The organism is uncultured Massilia sp., from assembly GCF_913773735.1.
Lineage (GTDB): Bacteria > Pseudomonadota > Gammaproteobacteria > Burkholderiales > Burkholderiaceae_D > Telluria.
The window spans coordinates 1-20171 of the sequence record NZ_CAJYEB010000016.1; the positions used below are offsets into that span (position 1 = coordinate 1).

At 69.4% G+C, this 20171-nt stretch carries 17 protein-coding genes and 1 pseudogene; 12 read left to right on the forward strand and 6 right to left on the reverse strand.

What is annotated here, in order from left to right; genetic code table 11:
• A pseudogene (locus tag QZ749_RS06545) lies at window positions 1–185 on the forward strand (IS1595 family transposase); the annotation flags it as partial.
• An 86-nt stretch (window positions 186–271) separates the two neighbouring features.
• Here the strand turns inward: QZ749_RS06545 and QZ749_RS06550 are convergent.
• The 3 genes from QZ749_RS06550 to QZ749_RS06560 all read right to left on the reverse strand — a co-directional run bounded on the left by QZ749_RS06550 (window position 272) and on the right by QZ749_RS06560 (window position 3907).
• Complete coding sequence (locus QZ749_RS06550; protein ID WP_296944743.1) at window positions 272–1792, reverse strand: DEAD/DEAH box helicase; 1521 nt, start codon at window positions 1790–1792, stop codon at window positions 272–274.
• A 431-nt stretch (window positions 1793–2223) separates the two neighbouring features.
• Window positions 2224–2418 (reverse strand): hypothetical protein, encoded by a 195-nt coding sequence (locus QZ749_RS06555; protein ID WP_296944746.1) that lies wholly within the window; start codon window positions 2416–2418, stop codon window positions 2224–2226.
• A 121-nt stretch (window positions 2419–2539) separates the two neighbouring features.
• On the reverse strand, window positions 2540–3907 hold the full coding sequence (locus QZ749_RS06560; protein ID WP_296944749.1) for a transglycosylase SLT domain-containing protein: 1368 nt from the start codon (window positions 3905–3907) through the stop codon (window positions 2540–2542).
• Between the two features lie 430 nt (window positions 3908–4337).
• On the opposite strand from QZ749_RS06560, the gene QZ749_RS06565 reads away from it, so the two are divergent.
• Together QZ749_RS06565 and QZ749_RS06570 are read left to right on the forward strand one after the other, a co-directional pair.
• On the forward strand, window positions 4338–4907 hold the full coding sequence (locus QZ749_RS06565) for a DUF1415 domain-containing protein (protein WP_296944752.1): 570 nt from the start codon (window positions 4338–4340) through the stop codon (window positions 4905–4907).
• Window positions 4888–5106: a DUF1289 domain-containing protein gene (locus QZ749_RS06570; RefSeq protein ID WP_296944754.1), complete on the forward strand. Its 219-nt coding sequence runs from the start codon at window positions 4888–4890 to the stop codon at window positions 5104–5106. Before QZ749_RS06565 ends, QZ749_RS06570 begins: the two co-directional genes overlap by 20 nt.
• Before the next feature lie 15 nt (window positions 5107–5121).
• Here the strand turns inward: QZ749_RS06570 and QZ749_RS06575 are convergent, their stop codons facing one another.
• Entirely contained in the window at window positions 5122–5628 is a 507-nt protein-coding gene (locus tag QZ749_RS06575; RefSeq protein WP_296944756.1) for a DUF1993 family protein, read from the reverse strand.
• A gap of 220 nt (window positions 5629–5848) precedes the next feature.
• Here QZ749_RS06575 and QZ749_RS06580 point away from each other — a divergent pair, with 220 nt between their 5' ends.
• Both QZ749_RS06580 and QZ749_RS06585 read left to right on the forward strand, forming a co-directional pair.
• Complete coding sequence (locus QZ749_RS06580; RefSeq protein ID WP_296944758.1) at window positions 5849–9031, forward strand: EAL domain-containing protein; 3183 nt, start codon at window positions 5849–5851, stop codon at window positions 9029–9031.
• Window positions 9003–11288 carry a molybdopterin cofactor-binding domain-containing protein gene (locus tag QZ749_RS06585; protein ID WP_296944761.1) on the forward strand — a complete coding sequence of 762 codons (2286 nt, stop codon included), beginning with the start codon at window positions 9003–9005 and terminating at the stop codon, window positions 11286–11288. Before QZ749_RS06580 ends, QZ749_RS06585 begins: the two co-directional genes overlap by 29 nt.
• A 57-nt stretch (window positions 11289–11345) precedes the next feature.
• Here the strand turns inward: QZ749_RS06585 and QZ749_RS06590 are convergent, their stop codons facing one another.
• On the reverse strand, window positions 11346–11774 hold the full coding sequence (locus tag QZ749_RS06590) for a thioredoxin family protein (RefSeq protein ID WP_296944763.1): 429 nt from the start codon (window positions 11772–11774) through the stop codon (window positions 11346–11348).
• Between the two features lie 81 nt (window positions 11775–11855).
• Here QZ749_RS06590 and tsaB point away from each other — a divergent pair, with 81 nt between their 5' ends.
• Genes tsaB through QZ749_RS06610 form a run of 4 tightly spaced genes read left to right on the forward strand, consistent with a single transcriptional unit; the run spans window position 11856 to window position 15044 of the window.
• The gene (tsaB, locus tag QZ749_RS06595; RefSeq protein ID WP_296944766.1) at window positions 11856–12611 is read left to right on the forward strand and encodes a tRNA (adenosine(37)-N6)-threonylcarbamoyltransferase complex dimerization subunit type 1 TsaB; all 756 of its coding nucleotides are present in this window, start codon (window positions 11856–11858) and stop codon (window positions 12609–12611) included.
• Window positions 12608–13078 (forward strand): ribosomal protein S18-alanine N-acetyltransferase, encoded by a 471-nt coding sequence (gene rimI, locus QZ749_RS06600; RefSeq protein WP_296944769.1) that lies wholly within the window; start codon window positions 12608–12610, stop codon window positions 13076–13078. Before tsaB ends, rimI begins: the two co-directional genes overlap by 4 nt.
• The gene (locus QZ749_RS06605; RefSeq protein ID WP_296944772.1) at window positions 13075–14073 is read left to right on the forward strand and encodes a uracil-DNA glycosylase family protein; all 999 of its coding nucleotides are present in this window, start codon (window positions 13075–13077) and stop codon (window positions 14071–14073) included. The genes rimI and QZ749_RS06605 overlap by 4 nt, the downstream gene beginning before the upstream one ends.
• A 17-nt stretch (window positions 14074–14090) precedes the next feature.
• Entirely contained in the window at window positions 14091–15044 is a 954-nt protein-coding gene (locus QZ749_RS06610) for a DUF1853 family protein (RefSeq protein WP_296944775.1), read from the forward strand.
• Between the two features lie 174 nt (window positions 15045–15218).
• Here QZ749_RS06610 and lplT read toward each other — a convergent pair whose 3' ends face one another.
• Window positions 15219–16481, reverse strand: a complete 1263-nt coding sequence (gene lplT, locus QZ749_RS06615; protein ID WP_296944777.1) for a lysophospholipid transporter LplT — start codon at window positions 16479–16481, stop codon at window positions 15219–15221.
• Window positions 16482–16621: 140 nt separating this feature from the next.
• Between lplT and alr the strand changes: the two genes are divergently transcribed.
• The 3 genes from alr (at window position 16622) to QZ749_RS06630 (ending at window position 19707) form a co-directional block, all read left to right on the forward strand.
• Window positions 16622–17737, forward strand: coding sequence for an alanine racemase (alr, locus tag QZ749_RS06620; RefSeq protein ID WP_296944780.1), 1116 nt, complete (start codon window positions 16622–16624; stop codon window positions 17735–17737).
• 101 nt (window positions 17738–17838) lie between these two features.
• A complete protein-coding gene (gene radA, locus QZ749_RS06625; RefSeq protein WP_296944783.1) occupies window positions 17839–19215 on the forward strand; it encodes a DNA repair protein RadA in 1377 nt (458 codons plus the stop codon).
• Between the two features lie 171 nt (window positions 19216–19386).
• Complete coding sequence (locus QZ749_RS06630; protein WP_296944785.1) at window positions 19387–19707, forward strand: PilZ domain-containing protein; 321 nt, start codon at window positions 19387–19389, stop codon at window positions 19705–19707.
• Window positions 19708–20171 lie beyond the last annotated feature (464 nt).

Sequence of the window (20171 nt, forward strand, 5' to 3'; positions counted from 1 at the left end):
ACGTGAACGGCTGGCACAGCCGCTTCAAGACCTGGCTGCTGCGCTTTCGCGGCGTGGCCAGCCGCTACCTGATCGACTACTCGGGCTGGCAGCGGGTGCTGGACGACAAACGGCTGACGACGCCGGCACTACTGCTGCGGGCAGCGGTCCAGTTTGGCAAGCAGCTGGACAGGAAACGCAATTAACGCGAACAGCGCCTACAAAAAAAAGCCCCCGCACGGGGCGGGGGCGATGTCGGCGCACCCGTCCGGGTGCGTTCAACGCTGCAAGATCAACGGTCGCCGAAGCTGCGGCGCGCGCCGTCGGCCGAGCGCGGGTGCGCGCCATAGCCGCTGCGTTCGCGGCGCTGGCCGCCTTCGCCGGCGCCGGCACCGCGGAAGCCGCCTTCGGCACGGAAACCGCCTTCGCGACGCGGGCCGGCGTCGGGACGGAAGCCTTCGCGACGCTGGGCGTCGGCGCCGCGATAGCCGCCGCCTTCGCGCGGTGCGCCTTCCTTGTGGAAGCTGCGCTGGCCCGGCTTGCCGTGGGCGTTACGGCCGTCGCCCGGCTTCCAGCCCGGACGGGTGGCCGAACGCGGCGCCGGGGCGCGCTTCGGCTCGAAGCCCTCGACCACGTCGACCGGGATGGTCTGCTTGGTGAAGCGCTCGATGCGGCGCACGTTGAGGCTCTCGGCGTGGTTCACCAGCGACACGGCGATGCCGTTGCGGCCCGCGCGGCCGGTACGGCCGATGCGGTGCACGTAGTCTTCCGGGAACTTCGGCAGGTCGTAGTTCACCACGTGGGTGATGTTCGGCACGTCGATGCCGCGCGCGGCGACGTCGGTCGCCACCAGCACCTTGACGCGGCCGCGGCGCAGGCCGTCCAGGGTACGGTTGCGCGCGCCCTGGTGCATGTCGCCGTGCAGCGCGGCGGCCGAGAAGCCGGCGATGTTCAGGCGGTCGGCGATCATGTCGGCGTCGCGCTTGGTGGCCGTGAACACCACGGCCTGGTCCAGCGTCTCGTCGCGCAGCAGGTGGTCGAGCAGGCGGTTCTTGTGCGACAGGTCGTCGACGAAGTGCACCTTCTGGGTGATGTTCTCGTGGCGCTGGGTGGCGCTGGCGATCTGGATCACCATCGGATCCTTGGTGATGCGGCGCGCCATGTTGCCGACGACGCCATCCAGCGTGGCCGAGAACAGCATGGTCTGGCGCGAGGCCGGGGTGGCGGCGACGATCTTTTCGATGTCCTCGATGAAGCCCATGTCGAGCATGCGGTCGGCTTCGTCCAGCACCAGGATTTCCAGTTGCGAGAAGTCGATCTTGCCCGATTCCATGTGGTCGATCAGGCGGCCCGGCGTGGCGACCAGGATTTCCGGGTTCTTGGCCAGCAGCTGCATCTGCTTCGGATACGGCATGCCGCCCAGGATCGAGACGGCGCGGATGCGGCGCATGAAGGCCGTGTACTGCTCGGTGGCGTTGGTCACCTGCAGCGCCAGTTCGCGCGTCGGGGTCAGCACCAGCATCTTCGGCTGGGCCGCCTTGAAGCGGACGCGTTCGCCGCGGGCGCGCGCCGCCTGGGCTTCCTGGGCCGGGGTGCGGCCGGCGGCAGCCGGTTCGAGGTTGGCGAACTTGTTCAGCGCCGGCAGCATGAATGCCGCGGTCTTGCCGGAGCCGGTCTGCGACGACACCAGCAGGTCGCGGCCGGCGATGCCCGCCGGGACCGCCTGTTCCTGCACCGGGGTCGGTTTTTCGTAGCCAGCCTGCTCGACTGCCTTGACGATGGACGCGTGTAAGCCTAATGCTTCAAAACTCATTGTTTAATTTACTCTCGATAGTTCGGTGAGCGCTCCCGCACGGCGACTGGCGCACGACACGGCAACGCGGAATAGCAACGCGAGCCAACAAACGAAATGACTCAAAGACAAAGAAATTTCGGCACAAAAGCTTTGCGCCGGGACGGTGCCATGGACTCGGCACGCAGGGCGGGAGGGCTTTATGAATGGGCGCTGATAGACGCCGGGGCTTGCGAAGCTGCTGATTGTACTGCTATCCGGTGAGCTGCTTCGTCATGGGAACGTACGGACTTTGCGTAACGTCAAACGACTGGGGGAAATCTGTATATTGCAGCGCACAACCAGCACTATACCTGAAAATACGAAAGCGTGCACGGGCATGTGCGATTCGCGCCCGCGGCCGCCGGGGCCGCGGGCGCATGGGCGATCGGGGATGCCGATCGCCGGACCGCTTACTCGATCGTGCAGCTGCCCGGCGGGTAGTGGCAGAGCCGGCTGAACGTGGTACAGGCGTTGGCGTCGCCGGCGGCGCAGTCGAGCCGCATGTATTCGCAGGTGACGCAGTCGGGCGCGGCCCAGGCGCTGACCGCCGCCGACAGGCCGATGCCCAGGCCCAGCGCAAAGACGGCTTTCTTGAGAGTGATCATTGTGTTCTCGCTTTCAAAAATGTTTCGAAAGAAGGAGTGTTCCTCAGTTGAGGTTTCACAATGTTATCAGGAAGAAATCACCCGGTGCGGGTAATTGCGGCCGGCGCCAGCCGGCCCCGGCTCAGCGGCGCTTGCGGCCGTTGGCGTTGACGGCGGGCTTGCGCGACACGCGGCTCTTGATCTCGGCCACGGCATGCGCGGCGCGCGCCTTGATGCGCTGCACACCGCTCATCTTGCCCTTGCGCGACTCGCCGCGGTCGGCCTCGAGCAGCATCTGCGCGTTCTCGACGATGTTCTCGGTGATGTCGTTGTGGGCCGTCGCCTCGGTCCTGGGCACCAGGATCGTGGAGCCGGCCTTCAGGCGCATCTGCGGGGGGATGTTGTTGGCCTGGCGGATGACTTCCGGCGTGGTGCCGAACTTCGAGGCCAGCGAGGCGATGTTTTCCTTCGCCGAGGTGATCTTGTGCGTGGTCCAGGACGACAGCGCCTGGCCCCATTGCGCCAGGTTCAGGTGGAACTTCTCGGCGTTTTCCTTGGGCAGCAGGATCTGCGAGTCGCCGGCGATCACCGGCTTCTTGAACTGCGGGTTGAGCGCCTTGAACTCGTCGATCGACATCTCGGCCAGCTGGGCCGCCACGGCCAGGTCGATGTCCGAGGTCTTGTCGACGGTGGTGAAGTAGGGCTGGTTGTCGATCAGCGGCAGCGACACGCCGTACTGGCCCGGATTGGCGATGATGTTCTTGACGGCCTGCAGGCGCGGCACGTAGTTGCGGGTTTCCGCCGGCATCAGCTCGGACAGGCTCTCGAAGTCGGTCGGCTTGCCGAGCGAGCGGTTGCGCTGGATGGCCTTCTGCACATTGCCTTCGCCCCAGTTGTACGCGGCCAGCGCCAGCTGCCAGTCGCCGAACATCGTGTACAGGCGCTGCAGGTAGGTGAGGGCGGCGTCGGTCGAGGCCAGCACGCCGCGGCGCTCGTCCTTGAACATGTTCTGCTGCAGGTTGAAGGTCTTGCCGGTGTCCGGCACGAACTGCCAGATGCCGGCCGCGTTGGCGGTCGACAGCGCCTGCGGGTTGAACGCCGATTCGATCACCGGCAACAGCGCCAGTTCGGTCGGCATGCCGCGCTTTTCCAGTTCCAGCACGACGTGGTAGAGGTACAGCGAGGCGCGGCTGGAGATGCGGGCGAGATTGTCGGGACGGCTGGCGTACCACTGGACGTGCTTGGCGACCAGCGTGTTGTCGACGTCGGGGATGGCGTAGCCGCTGCGGATGCGGGCCCACAGGTCCGGATCGCGGTAGTCGTCGGACTTGACGGCGGCCAGGGCCTGCGGCGATCCGGCGCGGGTGGCGCCGCTGCCGACGGTGCTGCTGCCCAGGGTGCTGCCGCCGAGGGCGGTGGCGCCCGGCGCGCTGTCGGCGGCGTGGCCCGGCAGGGTGGCGATCAGGAGGACGACGGCGAGGGCTTGCGAAATGCGGGTCGTTTCGTACATGGCTTTCCAGTGTTGCGTTCAGGAACGTCAGGACTGACGAGTAAGGGAGGCAGTGTACGGACCAGTCCGCGCGTCAGTCAAGAATTATGTCGGCTCGGTTACAAAAAACCTTGTCTATCCTTTTTGATCATGGCGTGTTCCCCTTGGTCAATACGCAAGGGAGTATGGTCGCGTTATCGCTCGCCTTTGCTCTATGAAACCGGATGGATTTTCGGATACACCCAGGGAGTACCTTGGGGCGTCGCGTTGCGGGCGCGTCCCGGGGGCGACGCCATGCGCCCCGCGCTGGCCGCCGCGGCGGCTAATACCAGATGCGCCAGCCGTGCCTGCCATGCTGGCCGGGCCAGGCGTTTCGTCCATGAGCGCACGCAAATGCGCGTACAATGCCGCGTCTGCACGACGCATTTTTGTATTTTCTGAAAGCCTTACCATGAGCACTGCCAACCTCCATGCCGACGACGACGCCATCGTCGCCGCCACCCGGCGCTGGCTGGAACGCGCCGTCATCGGCCTGAATCTTTGTCCGTTCGCCAAGTCGGTCTATATCAAGGAGCAGGTGCGCTTCGTCGTCTCGCCGGCGCGCACGCCGGAAGACTTGCTGGAAACCCTGATGAACGAGCTGCAGGCGCTGGCCGACACCGATCCGGACAAGACCGACACCACCCTGCTGATCCACCCGTTCGTCCTGAACGACTTCGTCGACTTCAACGAATTCCTCGACGTCGCCGATGCCGCGGTCGAGGACATGCAGCTGGACGGCGAGCTGCAGGTGGCGAGCTTCCACCCGGACTACCAGTTCGCCGACACCGATCCGAACGACATCTCGAACTACACGAACCGCGCGCCGTACCCGATCCTGCACCTGCTGCGCGAGGCGAGCATCGACCGCGCCGTGGAAGCCTTCCCGGACGCCGCCGACATCTTCGAGAAGAACATCGACACCATGGACAAGCTCGGCCACGAAGGCTGGGACAAGCTCGATGTCGGACCGGCCCGCTGAGGCCGCGGGGGAGCGCCCCCTGCCCGAACGCCCGGACACGCCGTGCGTCGCGGTCTGCTCGACCACCTTCGACGAGATCTGCCGCGGCTGCGGGCGCACCGTGATCGAGGTGGCGACCTGGGTGGCGATGAGCCGCGAGGAAAAGGAAGTCGTGTGGGTGCGCATCCTGGGGCAGGGCTACCCGCGCCGCAATACTTGAACCGCCGTCCCGTCCTCAGACGCTGCCGATGAAGTCGCGCTTGCCGATGTCCAGCCCGTTGTGGCGCAGGATGTCGTAGGCGGTGGTGGCGTGGAAATAAAAGTTGGGCAGGGCATAGTGCAGCAGGTAGGCCTTGCCCTTGAAATGGCGCTCGCTGGCGCCGCTGCCGATGGTCACGTCGCGGTCGGCGCCGGCGTCGACCGCCTCGCGCGCCACGCTGTCGAGGAAGGCCAGGGTCTTTTCCAGGCGCGCGCGCAGGCCGGCGAAGTCCTGCTCGACGTCGTCGTAGCGCGGCACGTCGACGCCGCCCAGGCGCGCCGCCGCGCCCTTGGCGAAATCGGTCGCCAGCTGGACCTGGCGCAGCAGGGGGAACATGTCCGGGAACAGGCGTGCCCGCAGCAGCGCGTCCGGTTCCAGCTTTTTCGCATCCACGTGGGCTTCGGCCTTGTCCAGGATGGCAACCAGGCTGCCCAGGATCTGCCGGAACAGGGGGATCGAAGCGTCGTACATCGACATCGTCATCAGGTACTCCTCCATAAAGATGCCGATGATAGCAAAGCCCGCGCCCCGTCGTGGCGACGCGCGGCGTGGCGGCGCGGTCACGCAAAGGCGCGATCGCCGCCATCGGTCACCACATTTAAGTGACTTATGGCAACTTTTGTGTGCATAATCGAATACCGAACACCTATTGATATGCCTCAACGCGCCGCTCGTCCGTTGCGATCCGCGGCTTTTTCTATTTATGTTCATTAGGCAATTCATCTCCAGGATGGCGCCGCGCGCCCTGCCTTCCCGCCTCGCCCGCCTGTACGGGCGATCGCTGTATGGCGCCCTGCTGCTGATGCTGTTCGGCGGCATGGCCATGCCCGCGCTGGTGGGCGGCTACCTGCTGATCGGCGTGCAGGAACAGCGCGAGTCGGCGCGCGCGCTCGACGACACCCTGCAGCGCAACGCCGACATCCTGGCGCTGGGCATGCAGGAACCGTTGTGGAACATGAATGCCGACGCCGCGCGCTCGCTGGTCGATTCGGTGATGCGCGATCCGTCCGTCCTGCGCGTCCTGGTGCGCGCCCAGGACGGCGAGGAGGTGGTCGACCAGCGCGTCCCGGTCCAGGCCGGTGGCCGCGTGCTGCGCGCCGAGCGCAACGTGACGGTGCGCGGCCAGCCGATCGGCCGCGTGCTGGTCGAGATGGACGACAGCCGCAGCGAGCACGACCTGCGCGTCAAGCAGTGGCGCTACGCGATGGTGCTGGCGGGCCAGCTGGCGGTGTCGCTGCTGTTGATCGTGGTGCTGCTCAAGCGCCGGCTGGCGGCGCCGCTGCGCACCCTGATGCGCTTTTCGGACCGCCTGTCGCGCGGCAAGTTCGACGCGCCGCTGGTGCTGACGGCGCAGGACGAACTGGGGCGCCTCGGGCGCCAGCTCGAACGCATGCGCATCGCGATCGGCGAACTGTTCGCGGACATCGGCCGGCGCGAGGAGCGCTTCCGCACCATCGTGACCCAGGTGCCGGGCGCCGTGTTCCGCGCCCGCGCCGGCGGCACCATCGACTTCGTCAGCGAGGCGATCGAGGAGATCTCCGGCTGGCCGGCGCGCCGCTTCATGGGCGAGGGCACGGACTGCTGGATGGACCTGGTCTGTCCCGAGGACCGGCGCAACTACTACCGCCTGCTCAAGGAGGCGACCCAGGCCCGGCGTCCGTACCAGGTCGAATACCGCATCGTCGACGCCTTCGGCATCGAGCGCTGGGTGCTCGAGAGCGGCCAGCCGGGCGGCGACGGCAGCGGCACCTGGGTCGACGGCATCATCTCCGACATCAGCGAGCGCAAGTACAACGAGATGCGCATCGAGGCGCTGCTGGCCGAGCAGGGCGCGGTGCTGGACAACGTCATGTTCGGCATCCTGCACGTGCGCAAGCGCTACGTGGTCTCGACCAACCGCCGCTTCGACGAGCTGTTCGGCTACGACGAGGGCGACCTGGCCGGCGATGCGCTGGTGGTGCTGTTCCCCAGCGTCGACGACTACGCGCGCGGCGAGGAGGAATGCATGCCGGTGCTGACGGCCGGCCGCGACTTCACCGGCGAACTGCAGTTCCGCCGCCGCGACGGCAGCCTGTTCTGGTGCATGGTGAGCGGGCGCATGCTCGATCCCGAGCAGCCGGACGAGGGCAGCATCTGGGTGTTCGCCGACGTCAGCGAGCGCCGCGCCGCCGAGGAAAAGCTGCGCCTGTCGGCCACCGTGCTCGAACACATCGCCGACGGCGCGATGGTGATCGACGCCGAGGGCCGCATCGTGGCCGTCAACCCGGCCTACACGCACATCACCGGCTACACCGAGGCCGAGACGCTGGGCACCTGGTCGGTGCTGGCGCGCATCGGCCGCCCGGAAGACGCGGCCTACGCGGGCATCTGGCGCGACCTCGAGGAATCCGGCTTCTGGCAGGGCGAACTGCGCAGCCTGCGCAAGGACGGCGAGGCCTACCTCGAATCGCTGACGGTATCGGCGGTGCGCGACGAGCAGGATGCCGTCACCCACTACGTGTGCGTGTTCAGCGACATCACCAGGGCGCGCGCCTCGCAGGACCAGCTCGACCACCTGGCGCACCACGACCCGCTCACCGGCCTGCCGAACCGCCTGCTGTTCCACGACCGCCTGCAGCATGCGATGGCGCGCGCGGCGCGCAGCGGCTGCCAGCTGGCCGTGATGTTCATCGACCTGGACCGCTTCAAGAACGTCAACGACACGCTCGGCCACCACGTCGGCGACGAACTGCTCAAGCAGGTGGCGGCCGCGCTGTCCGCCTGCCTGCGCGAAGGCGACACGCTGGCGCGCCTGGGCGGCGACGAGTTCATCGTGCTGCTCGAGGACGTCGACGGCGCGCGCGGCGCGCGCATGGTCGCGGAAAAGCTGATGCGCCTGTTCGAGCGGCCGGTGCTGGTGTCCGACTACGAGCTGTTCGTCACCGGCAGCGTCGGCATCAGCCTGTACCCGCACGACGCCGTCGACCTGAACGTCCTGATCCGCAATGCCGACGTCGCCATGTACCAGGCCAAGGCGCGCGGGCGCAACGGCTACCAGCTGTACGCGCCGTCGATGGAGGGCGAGGGCGCCATGCGCCTGCGCCTGGAAGCCCTGCTGCGGCGCGCGATCGAGAAGGACGAGATCAGCCTGGCCTACCAGCCGCAGGTGGAGATCGACAGCGGCCGCCTGATCGGCGTGGAGGCGCTGGTGCGCTGGCACAATCCGGAGCTGGGCCACGTGTCGCCGTCGCGCTTCATCCCGCTCGCCGAGGACATCGGCTTCATCGGCCAGCTCGGCAACTGGGTGCTGGAAGAAGCCTGCCGCCAGATGGTGCGCTGGGAAGAGGCCGGCCTGGCGGTGCCGAAGATGGCGGTCAACCTGTCCGGCCGCCAGTTCGACCGCGGCAGCGTGGCGCCGCAGGTGGCGCGGGTACTGGCCGACACCGGCCTGGCCGCGCGGCGCCTGCAGCTGGAGGTGACGGAATCGGTCATCATGAACACCGGCGACGCGCTGCAGTACATTAACGACCTGCACGCGGTCGGCGTCGGCCTGGCCATCGACGATTTCGGCACCGGCTATTCCTCGCTGGCCTACCTGCGCCAACTGCCGGTGCAGACGCTGAAGATCGACCGCAGCTTCATCAAGGACATCGCCGCCGGCGCGCAGGGCGACGCCGGCGAGCAGGCCAACCAGGAAGCCATCGCCATCGCCATCATCCAGCTCGGCAAGAGCATGAACCTGTCGGTGATCGCCGAGGGCGTCGAGACGGCCGAGCAGGCCGCCTTCCTGCTGCGCCAAGGCTGCAACCGCGCCCAGGGCTACTTGTACGGCAAGCCGGTGGCGCCGCAACAGCTGCTGGACGCGTGGAAGGACGACGATGCGCAGCGCGAACGCCGCCGTGCCTAGGCGCGGGCGGCGCCGCTTCCTGCTCGGCGGCCTGGCGGCGGGCGGCCTGCTGCTGGTCGGCTGGGGCGTGGCGCCGCCGCGCCAGCGCCTGCGCGGCGCCGCCAGTGCGCCGTTCCCCGCCGGCGCGGTGGCCCTGAACGGCTGGGTCGCGATCGCGCCCGACGGCGGCGTGTCCGTCGTCGCCGCGCGCAGCGAGATGGGGCAGGGCGTGCACACCGCGCTGGCCATGCTGGTGGCCGAGGAACTCGACGCGCCGCTGGCCGCCGTGCGCATCGTTGCCGCGCCGGTCGACCCGATCTACGCCAACGTCGCGCTGCTGCCCGAGAACCTGCCGTTCCACCCGGACGACAGCGGCGTCCTGCGGGACGGCGCGCGCTGGCTGGCCGCGAAGGTGGCGCGCGAACTGGGGATCATGTTCACCGGCGGCTCGACCAGCGTGAAGGATGGGTGGCGGCCGCTGCGCGAGGCCGGCGCCGTGGCGCGCGCGATGCTGGTGCGGGCCGCCGCCGCGCACTGGCACGCCGACCCGGCGCGGCTGGCGACCGCGGACGGCGCGGTGCGCCACCCGGACGGCCGCACGCTGGCCTACGGCGCGCTGGCGGCGGCCGCCGCCGAGGCGGGGCGCGGCATCGGGGCCGGCGACGTGACGCTGAAGGCGCCCGCCGCGTTCCGCCTGATCGGCCGCCCGCTGCCGCGCCTGGACACGCCGGCCAAGGTCGACGGCGGCGCGCGCTTCGGCATCGATGCGCGCCCGGCCGGGCTGCTGTACGCGGCGCTGCGCATGGCGCCGGAACTGGGCGCGGCGGTGGCCGGCTACGAGGCGGACGAGGTGCTGGCGCTGCCCGGCGTGGTGAAGGTGGTCGATTGCGCGGCCGCGCTGCCGGCGCGGTCCGGCGCCGGCGCCGGCGTCGCCGTGATCGCCCGCACCTGGTGGCAGGCCAGGCAGGCCGCCGCCGCGCTGCCGGTGCGCTGGCGCGCGGGGCCGCATGCCGGGCTGTCGAGCGCGGCGCTGTTCGCGCAGCTGGGGCATGCGCTCGACGCCGGGGCGGGCCATGTGTACGTCGAGACCGGCGCCGCGCCCGATGTGGCGGGGGCGCGCACGGTGCGCGCCGAATACCGCGTGCCGCTGCTGGCGCACGCCGCCATGGAACCCGTCAACTGCACGGCGCAGGTGAGGGACGGCAAGGTGCGCCTGTGGGCGTCGACGCAGGTGCCCAGCGTGGCGGCCGAGGTCGCGGCCCGTGTGGCGGGCGTGGCGCGCGCCGACGTCGCCGTCGAGACCATGCTGCTGGGCGGCGGCTTCGGGCGGCGGCTGGAAACCGACATGGTGGCGCAGGCGGTGGCGATCGCGCTGCATGCCGATGGCCAGCCGGTGCAGCTGGTGTGGACGCGCGAGGACGATACCGCGCACGACGTCTACCGCCCGATGGCGCTGGCGCGCTACGCCGCGCTGCTGGACGCGGACGGCGGCGTGCTGTCCTGGGACGCGACCTCGGCCGGCGCCGCCATCGCCCACCAGTACTTCCCGCGCAACCTGGGCCTGCCCGGCGCGGGGCCGGACAAGACGACGGCCGAGGGCGCCTTCGACATGCAGTACGCGATCCCGCGCCGCCGGATCGCCCACGTGACCGTGGACAGCCCGGTGCCGGTCGGCTACTGGCGCTCGGTCGGGCATTCCTATAACGCGTTCTTCAAGGAGAGCTTCGTCGACGAACTGGCGCACGCGGCCGGCCGCGACCCGGTGGCCCTGCGGCGCGCGCTGCTGGCGCCGTACCCGCGCCACCTGGCCGTGCTGGACGCGGCGCTGCGCCTGGCCGGCCCGGCGCCGGCGGGCCGCGCGCACGGCGTGGCGCTGCACCAGTCCTTCGGCACCGTCGTCGCGATGGTGGCCGAGGTGGCGGTGGAGGGCACGGCGATCCGCGTGCACCGCGTGGCCTGCGCCGTCGACTGCGGCCTCGTCGTCAATCCGAACATCGCGGCCCAGCAGGTCGAGTCGGGCGTCGTGTTCGGCCTGTCGGCGGCGCTGGCGGGCGAGATCACGCTCGCGGACGGCCGCGTGCAGCAGTCGAACTTCGGCGACTACCCGGTGCTGCGGATGAACGAGGCGCCGCTGGTCGAGACGATGTTCATGCCGAGCGCGGCGCCGCCCGAGGGCATGGGCGAGCCCGCGGTGCCGCCGGTGGCGCCGGCGGTGGCGAATGCGGTGTTCCAGTTGACCGGGCAGCGCTTGCGCAGCTTGCCCTTGCGGCTGGCGTAAGGACGCGGGGGCCCGCTCGATCGGGGGCCCGCGTGCCCCGCGTCCTTACGCCGGCCGTTACCGGCCCGCGTCCGCCAGCAGCCGCCGCAGGTCGCAACGCTGCTGCCACGCGCGCCGCTCCGGCGTCGACGCGGCCAGGCGCGCCAGCTCGGCGTCGTCCAGCGCCGCCTGCGCCTGCACCAGGCGGTCCGCCAGGTTCGCGTCCGGCAGCATGGTGCCGAAGAACGCCACCGTGTCGCCGCGCTGCAGCAGCAAGGTCGGGAAATTCTCGACGTCGAGGTCGCCGACCACGTCGGCCTCGTCCTCGATGTCGACCCAGGCGAAGGTCTTGTCGGGGTGGCGCGCGGCCAGCGCGTCGAAGGCGGCGCGGTAGGACGAGCAGGTGCCGCACCAGGCGGCGCACAGGCAGGCGACGACCCAGCCGCCGCCGTCGAGGGCGGCGGCGAGCTGGTCGCGGGTATCGGGCTCGAGGATCAGGCTGGACATGGGCGGGATTTTACAACGGCCGCGCCGATCCGGCACCGGCCGGCGCTTTTTGCCGATGCCGCCGGCGGGTTAAAATACGCCATGCCTATCATCCTTGCCATCGAAACCTCGTCCGAGCTGGCGTCCTGCGCCTTGTTGAACACCACGGCCGGCAGCGCCCCGGATGCCGTCCCGGCCGCGCGCGAAACGTCCGGCGTGCGCACCCATTCGCAATCCGTGCTGCCCATGGTGCAGGAATTGCTGCGCGACGCCGGCCTGGCGCTGGCCGACTGCGACGCGATCGCCTTCGGCGCCGGTCCCGGCTCCTTCACCGGCGTGCGCACCGCCTGCGGCGTGGCCCAGGGCCTGGCCTTCGGCGCGCGCCTGCCGGTGCTGCCGCTGGTCACGCTGGAGGCGATGGCCGAGGCCTGCCGCGCGCGTACCGGCGCCACCGAGGTGCTGGCCGTGCTCGACGCGCGCATGGGCGAAGTCTACTGGGCGCAGTACCGCTGGACCGGCGCCTGGGAAGCCGTGTGCGCGCCGGCGCTGGCGGCCCCGGAGGCGGTGGCGCCGCTGGCCGCCGCCGGCCTGGTCGCCTGCGGCAACGGCTTCGCCGCCTATCCCGATGCGTTCGCCGGCAAGGAGTTCGCCGCCGGCGCCCATGCCGACATCCTGCCGCATGCGCGCGAGCTGGCCGTGCTGGGGGCGCGCGCGCTGGCGGACGGGCGCGCGGTGCCGGCCGACGCGGCCCAGCCGCTCTACCTGCGCAACAAGGTCGCCTACACCAGCGCCGAGCGCCGGGCCATGAACGCAGCGACGTCCGTGAAGGACGACGCCGCGAAGGCGTCCCGATCATGATGGCGGCCTCCCTGGCGCTGCGCCGCATGGTCGCGGCCGACATCGACGCGGTCCACGCGCTCGAATGCGGCGTGTTCCCGCATCCGTGGAGCCGCGCCAACTTCGTCGACTCGCTCGCCAGCGGCTACGACGCCTGGGTGCTGCGCGAGGAGGGGGCGTCGGAAGAGGGCGCGCTGGCCGGCTACTTCCTGCTGATGTACGCGGTCGACGAGGCGCACCTGCTGGACGTCGCCGTCGCCGGGGAGCGGCACGGCACGGGACTCGGGCGCTTCCTGCTCGACCGCATCGCGGCGCGCGCGCGCGAACAGGGCATGGGCTCGATCCTGCTCGAAGTGCGCCCGTCCAACGAGCGCGCGCTGCACGTCTACCGGCGCTACGGCTATGCCGAGATCGGCCGGCGCAAGGGCTACTATCCCGCGCACGAGGGCCGGCGCGAGGATGCGATCGTGATGAGGTACGCGCTATGAGCGGCTTGAGCACGCGCGACCTCGTCTTCCTGGACGAGATGGGACTCGGCCCGCTGTGGCGCCTGCGCGCGGCGGAGCACGCCGCGACGGCCGCGGACGGGGGCGACGTGGCGCTGGCGGAGGCGCCGCAGCTGGTGCCTGAGCAGGTGCCTGAGCAGATACCGGAGCCGACGCCGCAGCGCGCTCCGGCGGCCGGCGTGCCGGCGCCGGTGCCTCGGCCCGCGGCGCCGGCGGTGCAGGCGGGGCCCGAGCCGGCGTCGCCGCGTCCGCCAGGACCGTCGCCGCTGCAGCGCGTGGCCCAGTCGGCGTCGGCGCTGGCGCCGGTGGCGCCGCCGGCCGCCGATGCCGAATCCGCGTGGGACGACGCCGCGCTGCCGTCGGACGCCAGTCCGGACGAGATCGCGCGCATGGACTGGGACCAGCTGGCCGTCGCCATCGCGTCCTGCCGCCGCTGCAGCGCCTGCCGCGACGGTCGCGTGCCCGTGCCCGGCAGCGGCGCGCGCACGGCGCGCTGGGTCGTGGCCGCCGGCGCCTCGACGGCCGCCGACGACAAGGCGCGCGTGCCGCTGGCGGGCGACCCCGGCAAGCTGCTCGACAACATGCTGCTGGCCGTCGGCATGGGCCGCGAGCGCGACGTCTACGTCACGAACCTGATCAAGTGCCGGCCGTCGACGCCGAACGGCGGCGAGCGCGCGCCGACGGCCGAGGAGGCGGCCGCCTGCCGTCCCTACCTCGAACGCGAGGTCGCGCTGGCCGGCGCCGGCACCGTCGTGACGCTGGGGCAGATCGCCGCCAACACGCTGCTGGGCCGGCCGCTGCAGGAGCCGCTGGCCGGCGCGCGCGGCGCCGTGCATGCGCTGGCCGTCGGCGACAGGCAGGTCGACCTGGTCGCGACGCTGCATCCGGGCGAGCTGCTGCGGCGCGGCGCCGACAAGGCGCAGGCCTGGGCCGACCTGTGCCGCGCGCGCGGCGCCGGCGCCCGGAGCGGCGACTGACCGGCGCCCGGCTGCCGATGGCCGACTACCAGGCTGCCTTCGAGCGCCGCTGGGGCCACCTGCGGCGCGCCCGGGTGCGCGCGCTGGCCTGGCTGCTGGACGCGCCCGACCTGCTCGACGTCCACGACCCGCACTGGGAAGGACGCGTCGCCACGCTGGGTCCGGTGACGCCGGACGTGGAACGCTGGCTGGCCGCGCTCGACGCCGATCCGGCGCGCCTCGACGCCGCCCTCGGCACGAAGCCCGTCACGCGCCTGGGCCTGTATGCGGAAAAGCTGATGGCCTTCTATTTCGCCGAGCAGGGCCGCCTGCTGGCGCACGGCCTGCAGGTGCGCGACGGCCCCACCGCCACCATCGGCGAGTTCGACTTCCTGCTCGACGACGGCGCCGGCGGCGCGGTGCACATCGAATTCGCCACCAAGTTCTACCTGCTGCAGGAGAGCGTCCACGACGGCGATGGACGACGCGCCACCGGCCTCGACACCTTCGTCGGCCCCAACCTGGCCGACAGCCTGGGCCGCAAGATGCGCAAGGTCGTCGAGCGCCAGCTGCGCCTGGCCGAGCATCCCGCCGCGCAGGCGCTGCTGCCGCGGCCGGTGACGAGCGCGCGGGCGCTGGTGAGGGGCTGGCTGTTCTATCCGGCCGGGGACGACGTCGAGATGCCCGGCATCGGCGCCGGCCACTGCCGCGGCTTCTGGTGCGCGCGTGCGCAAGTCGCGGACCTGGCCGCCGACCGCTTCCTGGTCCTGCCGCGCCTGCAATGGCTGGCGCCGTTTCGCGCCGCGTCGGCCACGTGGATGCTGGACAAGGCCGAGCTGATGGCCGAACTGGACGACCACTTCGCCGTCTCCGACGCGCCGCTGCTGGTCGCGCTGGTCGACGCGCAGCCGGGCCGCATCGTCGAAATCGCCCGCGGCTTCATCGTCCCCGACGACTGGCGCACCCGCGCCACCGCTCACACGCCCCCTTGACCCCCCTCAAACCGGGGTCAGAGCCGGGGTCAGAGCCCGAATTGTGGGAATGTCCATGGTGAAATATCCTGTCGTTTTCCGCGTTGGAATGACAGGATATTTCAGGGGAATGACGAAGAGGAAATTGCCAAAAACCGGGCTCTGACCCCGGCTCTGACCCCGGTTTGCGGGAGGTCAGTGTTTGTGTTCGCCGATGAGGGCGAGGGAGTCGTGTTCGCGCTGGTTGGCCGCGTGGCGGCGGCCGATCAGGTACATGATGCCGGCCAGCGACAGGCCGAACAGGACGATGATGATGTTCAGGTCGAGGTTCAGCGTGATCATGATGGCGTACAGCGCCAGCATGGTCAGGATCGACAGGTTCTCGTTGAAGTTCTGCACGGCGATCGAGTGACCGGCGCTCATCAAGACGTGGCCGCGGTGCTGCAGCAGCGCATTCATCGGCACCACGAAGAAGCCCGACAGCAGGCCGATGAGCAGGAGCAGCGGCACCGCCACGGCCATCGAGTGCACCATCACCATGCTGGCGACGACCAGGCCCATGATGATGCCCAGTGGAATCACGGTCAGCGATTTCCTCAGCGGGATCATCTTGGCCGCCAGCGCCGCGCCGACGGCGACGCCGATCGCGACCACGCCGATCAGGGTCGTCGCCTTGTCGAGCGGCATATGCAGCGAGCGCTTGGCCCACTCCAGCACGATGAATTGCAGCGTGGCGCCAGCGCCCCAGAACAGCGTGGTCACGGCCAGCGAGATCTGGCCCAGCTTGTCCTTCCACAGCGTCGACGAGCACTCGGCGAAGTCGGCGATCAGGCGCACGGGATGGCGTTCCTGGTGCTCGTAGCGCGCGCCCGTGTCCGGGATGCGCAGGTTGAAGCCGGCCGCCAGCGCGTACACGCCGATCAGCACGACCAGCGAGGCCTTGGTCGGCGTGTCGATGCCGGTGTCGATGCCGGGGACGTCCAGGGTCATCAGCCAGGCGCCGCCGTGCGGGCTGACCAGCGCGCCGCCCATCACGGTGCCGAGGATGATCGACATCACGGTCAGGCCCTCGATCCAGCCATTGGCCGCGACGAGCTTTTCGGGGGGCAGGAGTTCGGTGAGGATGCCGTACTTGGCGGGGGAATAGACGGCGGCGCCGAAGCCGACCACCGCGCAGGCGACCAGCGGATGGGCGCCGAAGAAGATCAGGCTGCAGCCGAACACCTTGATCAGGTTGGCGTTGAACATCACGCGGCCCTTGGGCTTGGAGTCGGCGAAGGCGCCGACGAAGGCAGCCAGCAGCACGTAGAACAGCACGAACGACAATTTCAGTAGCGGCGTGAGCTCCGCCGGGGCCTTCATCGCCGTCAGCAGACCGATCGCGACGAATATCAGCGCGTTGTCCGCCAGCGACGAAAAGAACTGCGCCGCCATGATGGTATAAAAACCACGATTCATTCGAGACGTTCTAAAAACTAAGTGTGGGTTGCTTTATACCATGAAAGAAGGCGTAGCCCAAGGAATCGACAATACGCGAAATTGCCGCCGGGAGTAAAATAATCCTTTCGTTCCGGGGGCGCCGGCCCCATCTCCGTTCCATGCCCCGTCCCCTGCACGCCACCATCCACCTCGATTCCATGCAGCGCAACCTGGACCGCGCGCGCAGTTGCGCGCCCACGTCGAAACTGTGGGCGGTGGTCAAGGCGAACGCCTATGGCCACGGGCTCGAGCGCGGCATGCGCGGCTTCGCCCAGGCCGACGGCCTGGCGCTGATCGAGACGGAAAACGCATTGCGCCTGCGCGAACTCGGCTGGATCAAGCCGATCCTGCTGCTCGAAGGCGTGTTCGACGCGTCCGACATCCCGCTGCTGGCCGAGCACAATATCGACAGCACCGTGCACTGCCTCGAGCAGATCAAGATGCTCGAGTACACGCAGCTGTACCGCCCGGTCGACGTGCACCTCAAGATGAACACGGGCATGAACCGCCTCGGCTTCCGTCCCGAGGAATTCCGCGCCGCCTACCAGCGCCTGCGCGCGATTCCCGGCATCCGCAACATCACCCTGATGACGCACTTCGCCAATGCGGACGAACTGGAGCACCCGCGCCTGGCGATCGGCGAGCAGGTGCGGCGCTTCCGCCTGGGCGCGGACGGCCTGGAGGGCGAGCGCAGCCTGTCCAACTCGGGCGGGGTGCTGCACCAGGCCGAGCTGCTCAGCGGCGTGGATCCGGAATTGCGCAACGACTGGGCCCGGCCCGGCATCATGCTGTACGGCGGCACCCCGGGCGGCCGCACGGCGGCGGACTACGGCCTGCTGCCGACGATGACGCTGCGCTCCGAGATCATCGGCATCCAGCACATCGGGGCGGGCGACAGCGTCGGCTACGGCAGCCGCTTCCAGGCCGACGGGCCGATGACGATCGGCGTGGTCGCCTGCGGTTATGCCGACGGCTATCCGCGCCACGCCGAGCACGGCACGCCGGTGCTGGTCGAGGGCCGGCGCACGCGCCTGATCGGCCGGGTCTCGATGGACATGATGACCGTGGACCTGACGCCGGTGGCCAATGCCCGCGTCGGCAGCAAGGTCACGCTGTGGGGCGACGGCCTGCCGATCGACGAGGTGGCGCAGGCCGCCGGCACGATCGGCTACGAGTTGATGTGCGCGCTCGCGGCGCGCGTGCGCGTGGACGAAGGGCGCCTGGGCTGCGATTAGGCGCGCCGGACGGCCACCCAGCGCGCCCTCGGCGCGTGCACACCCCATGCCCACCACCGCATGCGTCGTTGGCGCATGCCTCATACAGATAGATAGGAACCATGGCAAAACCACGTACCAGTTTCGTGTGCAGCGATTGCGGCGCCGTCGCCAGCCGCTGGACCGGCCAGTGCGGCGATTGCAAGTCCTGGAACACCATGACCGAGCAGGTCGAGTCGCAGGGCCTGAACCGCATGTCGCAGGCCACGCACCACAAGGCGCTGGCGCAGACCGCGCCGGTGCTCTCGCTCGCCGACATCGAGGCGATCGACGTGCCGCGCTTCGGCACCGGCATCGAGGAATTCGACCGCGTGCTGGGCGGCGGCCTGGTGGCGGGCGGCGTCGTGCTGATCGGCGGCGACCCCGGCATCGGCAAGTCGACGCTGCTGCTGCAGGCGCTGGCCAACCTGGCCGCCACCCGCAACACCCTGTATGTGTCGGGCGAGGAATCCGGCGCCCAGATCGCGCTGCGCGCCAGGCGCCTGCAGGTCGAGGCGCGCGACCTCAAGCTGCAGGCCGAGATCCAGCTGGAAAAGATCCTCGGCACGCTGGCCGACGTCAAGCCGGAAGTCGCGGTGATCGACTCGATCCAGACCCTGTACTCGGACGCGCTGACGTCGGCCCCCGGTTCGGTGAGCCAGGTACGCGAGTGCGCGGCCCAGCTGACCCGCGTCGCCAAGCAGACCGGCGTGACGATCATCCTGGTCGGCCACGTGACGAAGGAGGGCGCGCTGGCCGGCCCGCGCGTGCTGGAACACATCGTCGACACCGTGCTGTACTTCGAGGGCGACACCCAGAGCAGCTTCCGCCTGGTGCGCGCCATCAAGAACCGTTTCGGCGCCGTCAACGAGCTGGGCGTGTTCGCGATGACAGAAAAGGGGTTGAAGGGGGTGTCGAACCCGTCCGCCCTGTTCCTGTCGCAGCACGACAACCAGGTGCCGGGTTCCTGCGTGATGGTGACGCAGGAGGGCACGCGGCCGCTGCTGGTCGAGGTGCAGGCGCTGGTCGACGCCAGCCACCTGCCCAACGCGCGCCGGCTGTCGGTGGGCCTGGAACAGAACCGCCTCGCGATGCTGCTGGCCGTGCTGCACCGCCATGCCGGCATCGCCGCGTTCGATCAGGACGTGTTCATCAATGCCGTCGGCGGCGTCAAGATCGCCGAGCCGGCGGCCGACCTGGCGGTGTTACTGGCGATCAACTCATCGATGCGCAACAAGCCGCTGCCGCGCGGCCTGGTCGTGTTCGGCGAGGTGGGCCTGGCCGGCGAGATCCGGCCGGCGCCGCGTGGCCAGGAGCGCCTGCGCGAGGCGGCCAAGCTCGGTTTTTCGATCGCCATGGTGCCGAAGGCGAACGCGCCCAAGCAAAACATTGAGGGCATGACCATCGTCGCCGTCGAGCGCATCGACGAGGCGTTCAGCAAATTGCGCGAACTCGACTGACGGGGCGCCGCGGGCCGCGCCGGCGCGCGCCTGCTGCTGGGCCGCGCTGCTCGGGTTTGCTACTCGCGTTTGCTACTTTCCGTTACTTATGAATTGATGCGGGGAAATACGAACATCGCCGTTTGACTCTATAATCTGCACCTCGTTTGTCACAAGCATCACAAGGTAGCCGTGGTTACAGATCAAAGGAAAACCGTTCGCAAGATCCTCAAGGTAAAAGCCGTCGTGGCGATGGACGGCCAGGCGCCGCTGCCGGCGCGCACCAGCGACATCGGCAGCAATGGCGTCAGCGTCACCGTCGCGCATCCGCTGCAGGCCGGCCAGGCTGGCCAGGTCAGCCTCGACCTGCTGGTCGACGGCAAGCCGACGCCGCTGCATGCGCGCGCGAAAGTCATGTATTGCATCTTCAGCGGCGACGAGTTCAAGGTCGGGTTCCAGTTCATGAACCTGGACCTGAACGCGATGAGCCAGCTGTCGCGCTTCCTGCGCTGACGGCGCCGGCCGCGCGTGCCGGCCGGCGCGCAGCGGACCGCGAAAAAGCGGCGGTGCCCCGCAAGGGCAGCGCCGCTTTTTTCTTCCGGGCCGCTGGCCCTGTGTGCTATTCGTGATAGCGATCTTTCAACTTGCCGTGGCTCCCGCGTGCCTCTCCGATGACGTCGCAGAGAAGCAGGCCGGCAATCCCCCCGAGCACGCCTGTAATAAAAAGACTGATCAACATGAAATTCAACGCCGTCGAGCGAACCCTCATGGAAGTGGAGACGCTTCCAAGGTAGCAGATGGCGACGTATTTACAAGGGGTTCCTTTTCATGCGCAAGGCATGGCCCGTCCGTAGGGAAACGGCCTCGGGCACAGTGCGAATGTGACATGACGTAAAGGTATCGTGTGACACGGTCCACGGCCGCGCGCGATGATGAAAACGCGTCATGCGAATATGTCACTGGTGTCATAAAGCGGT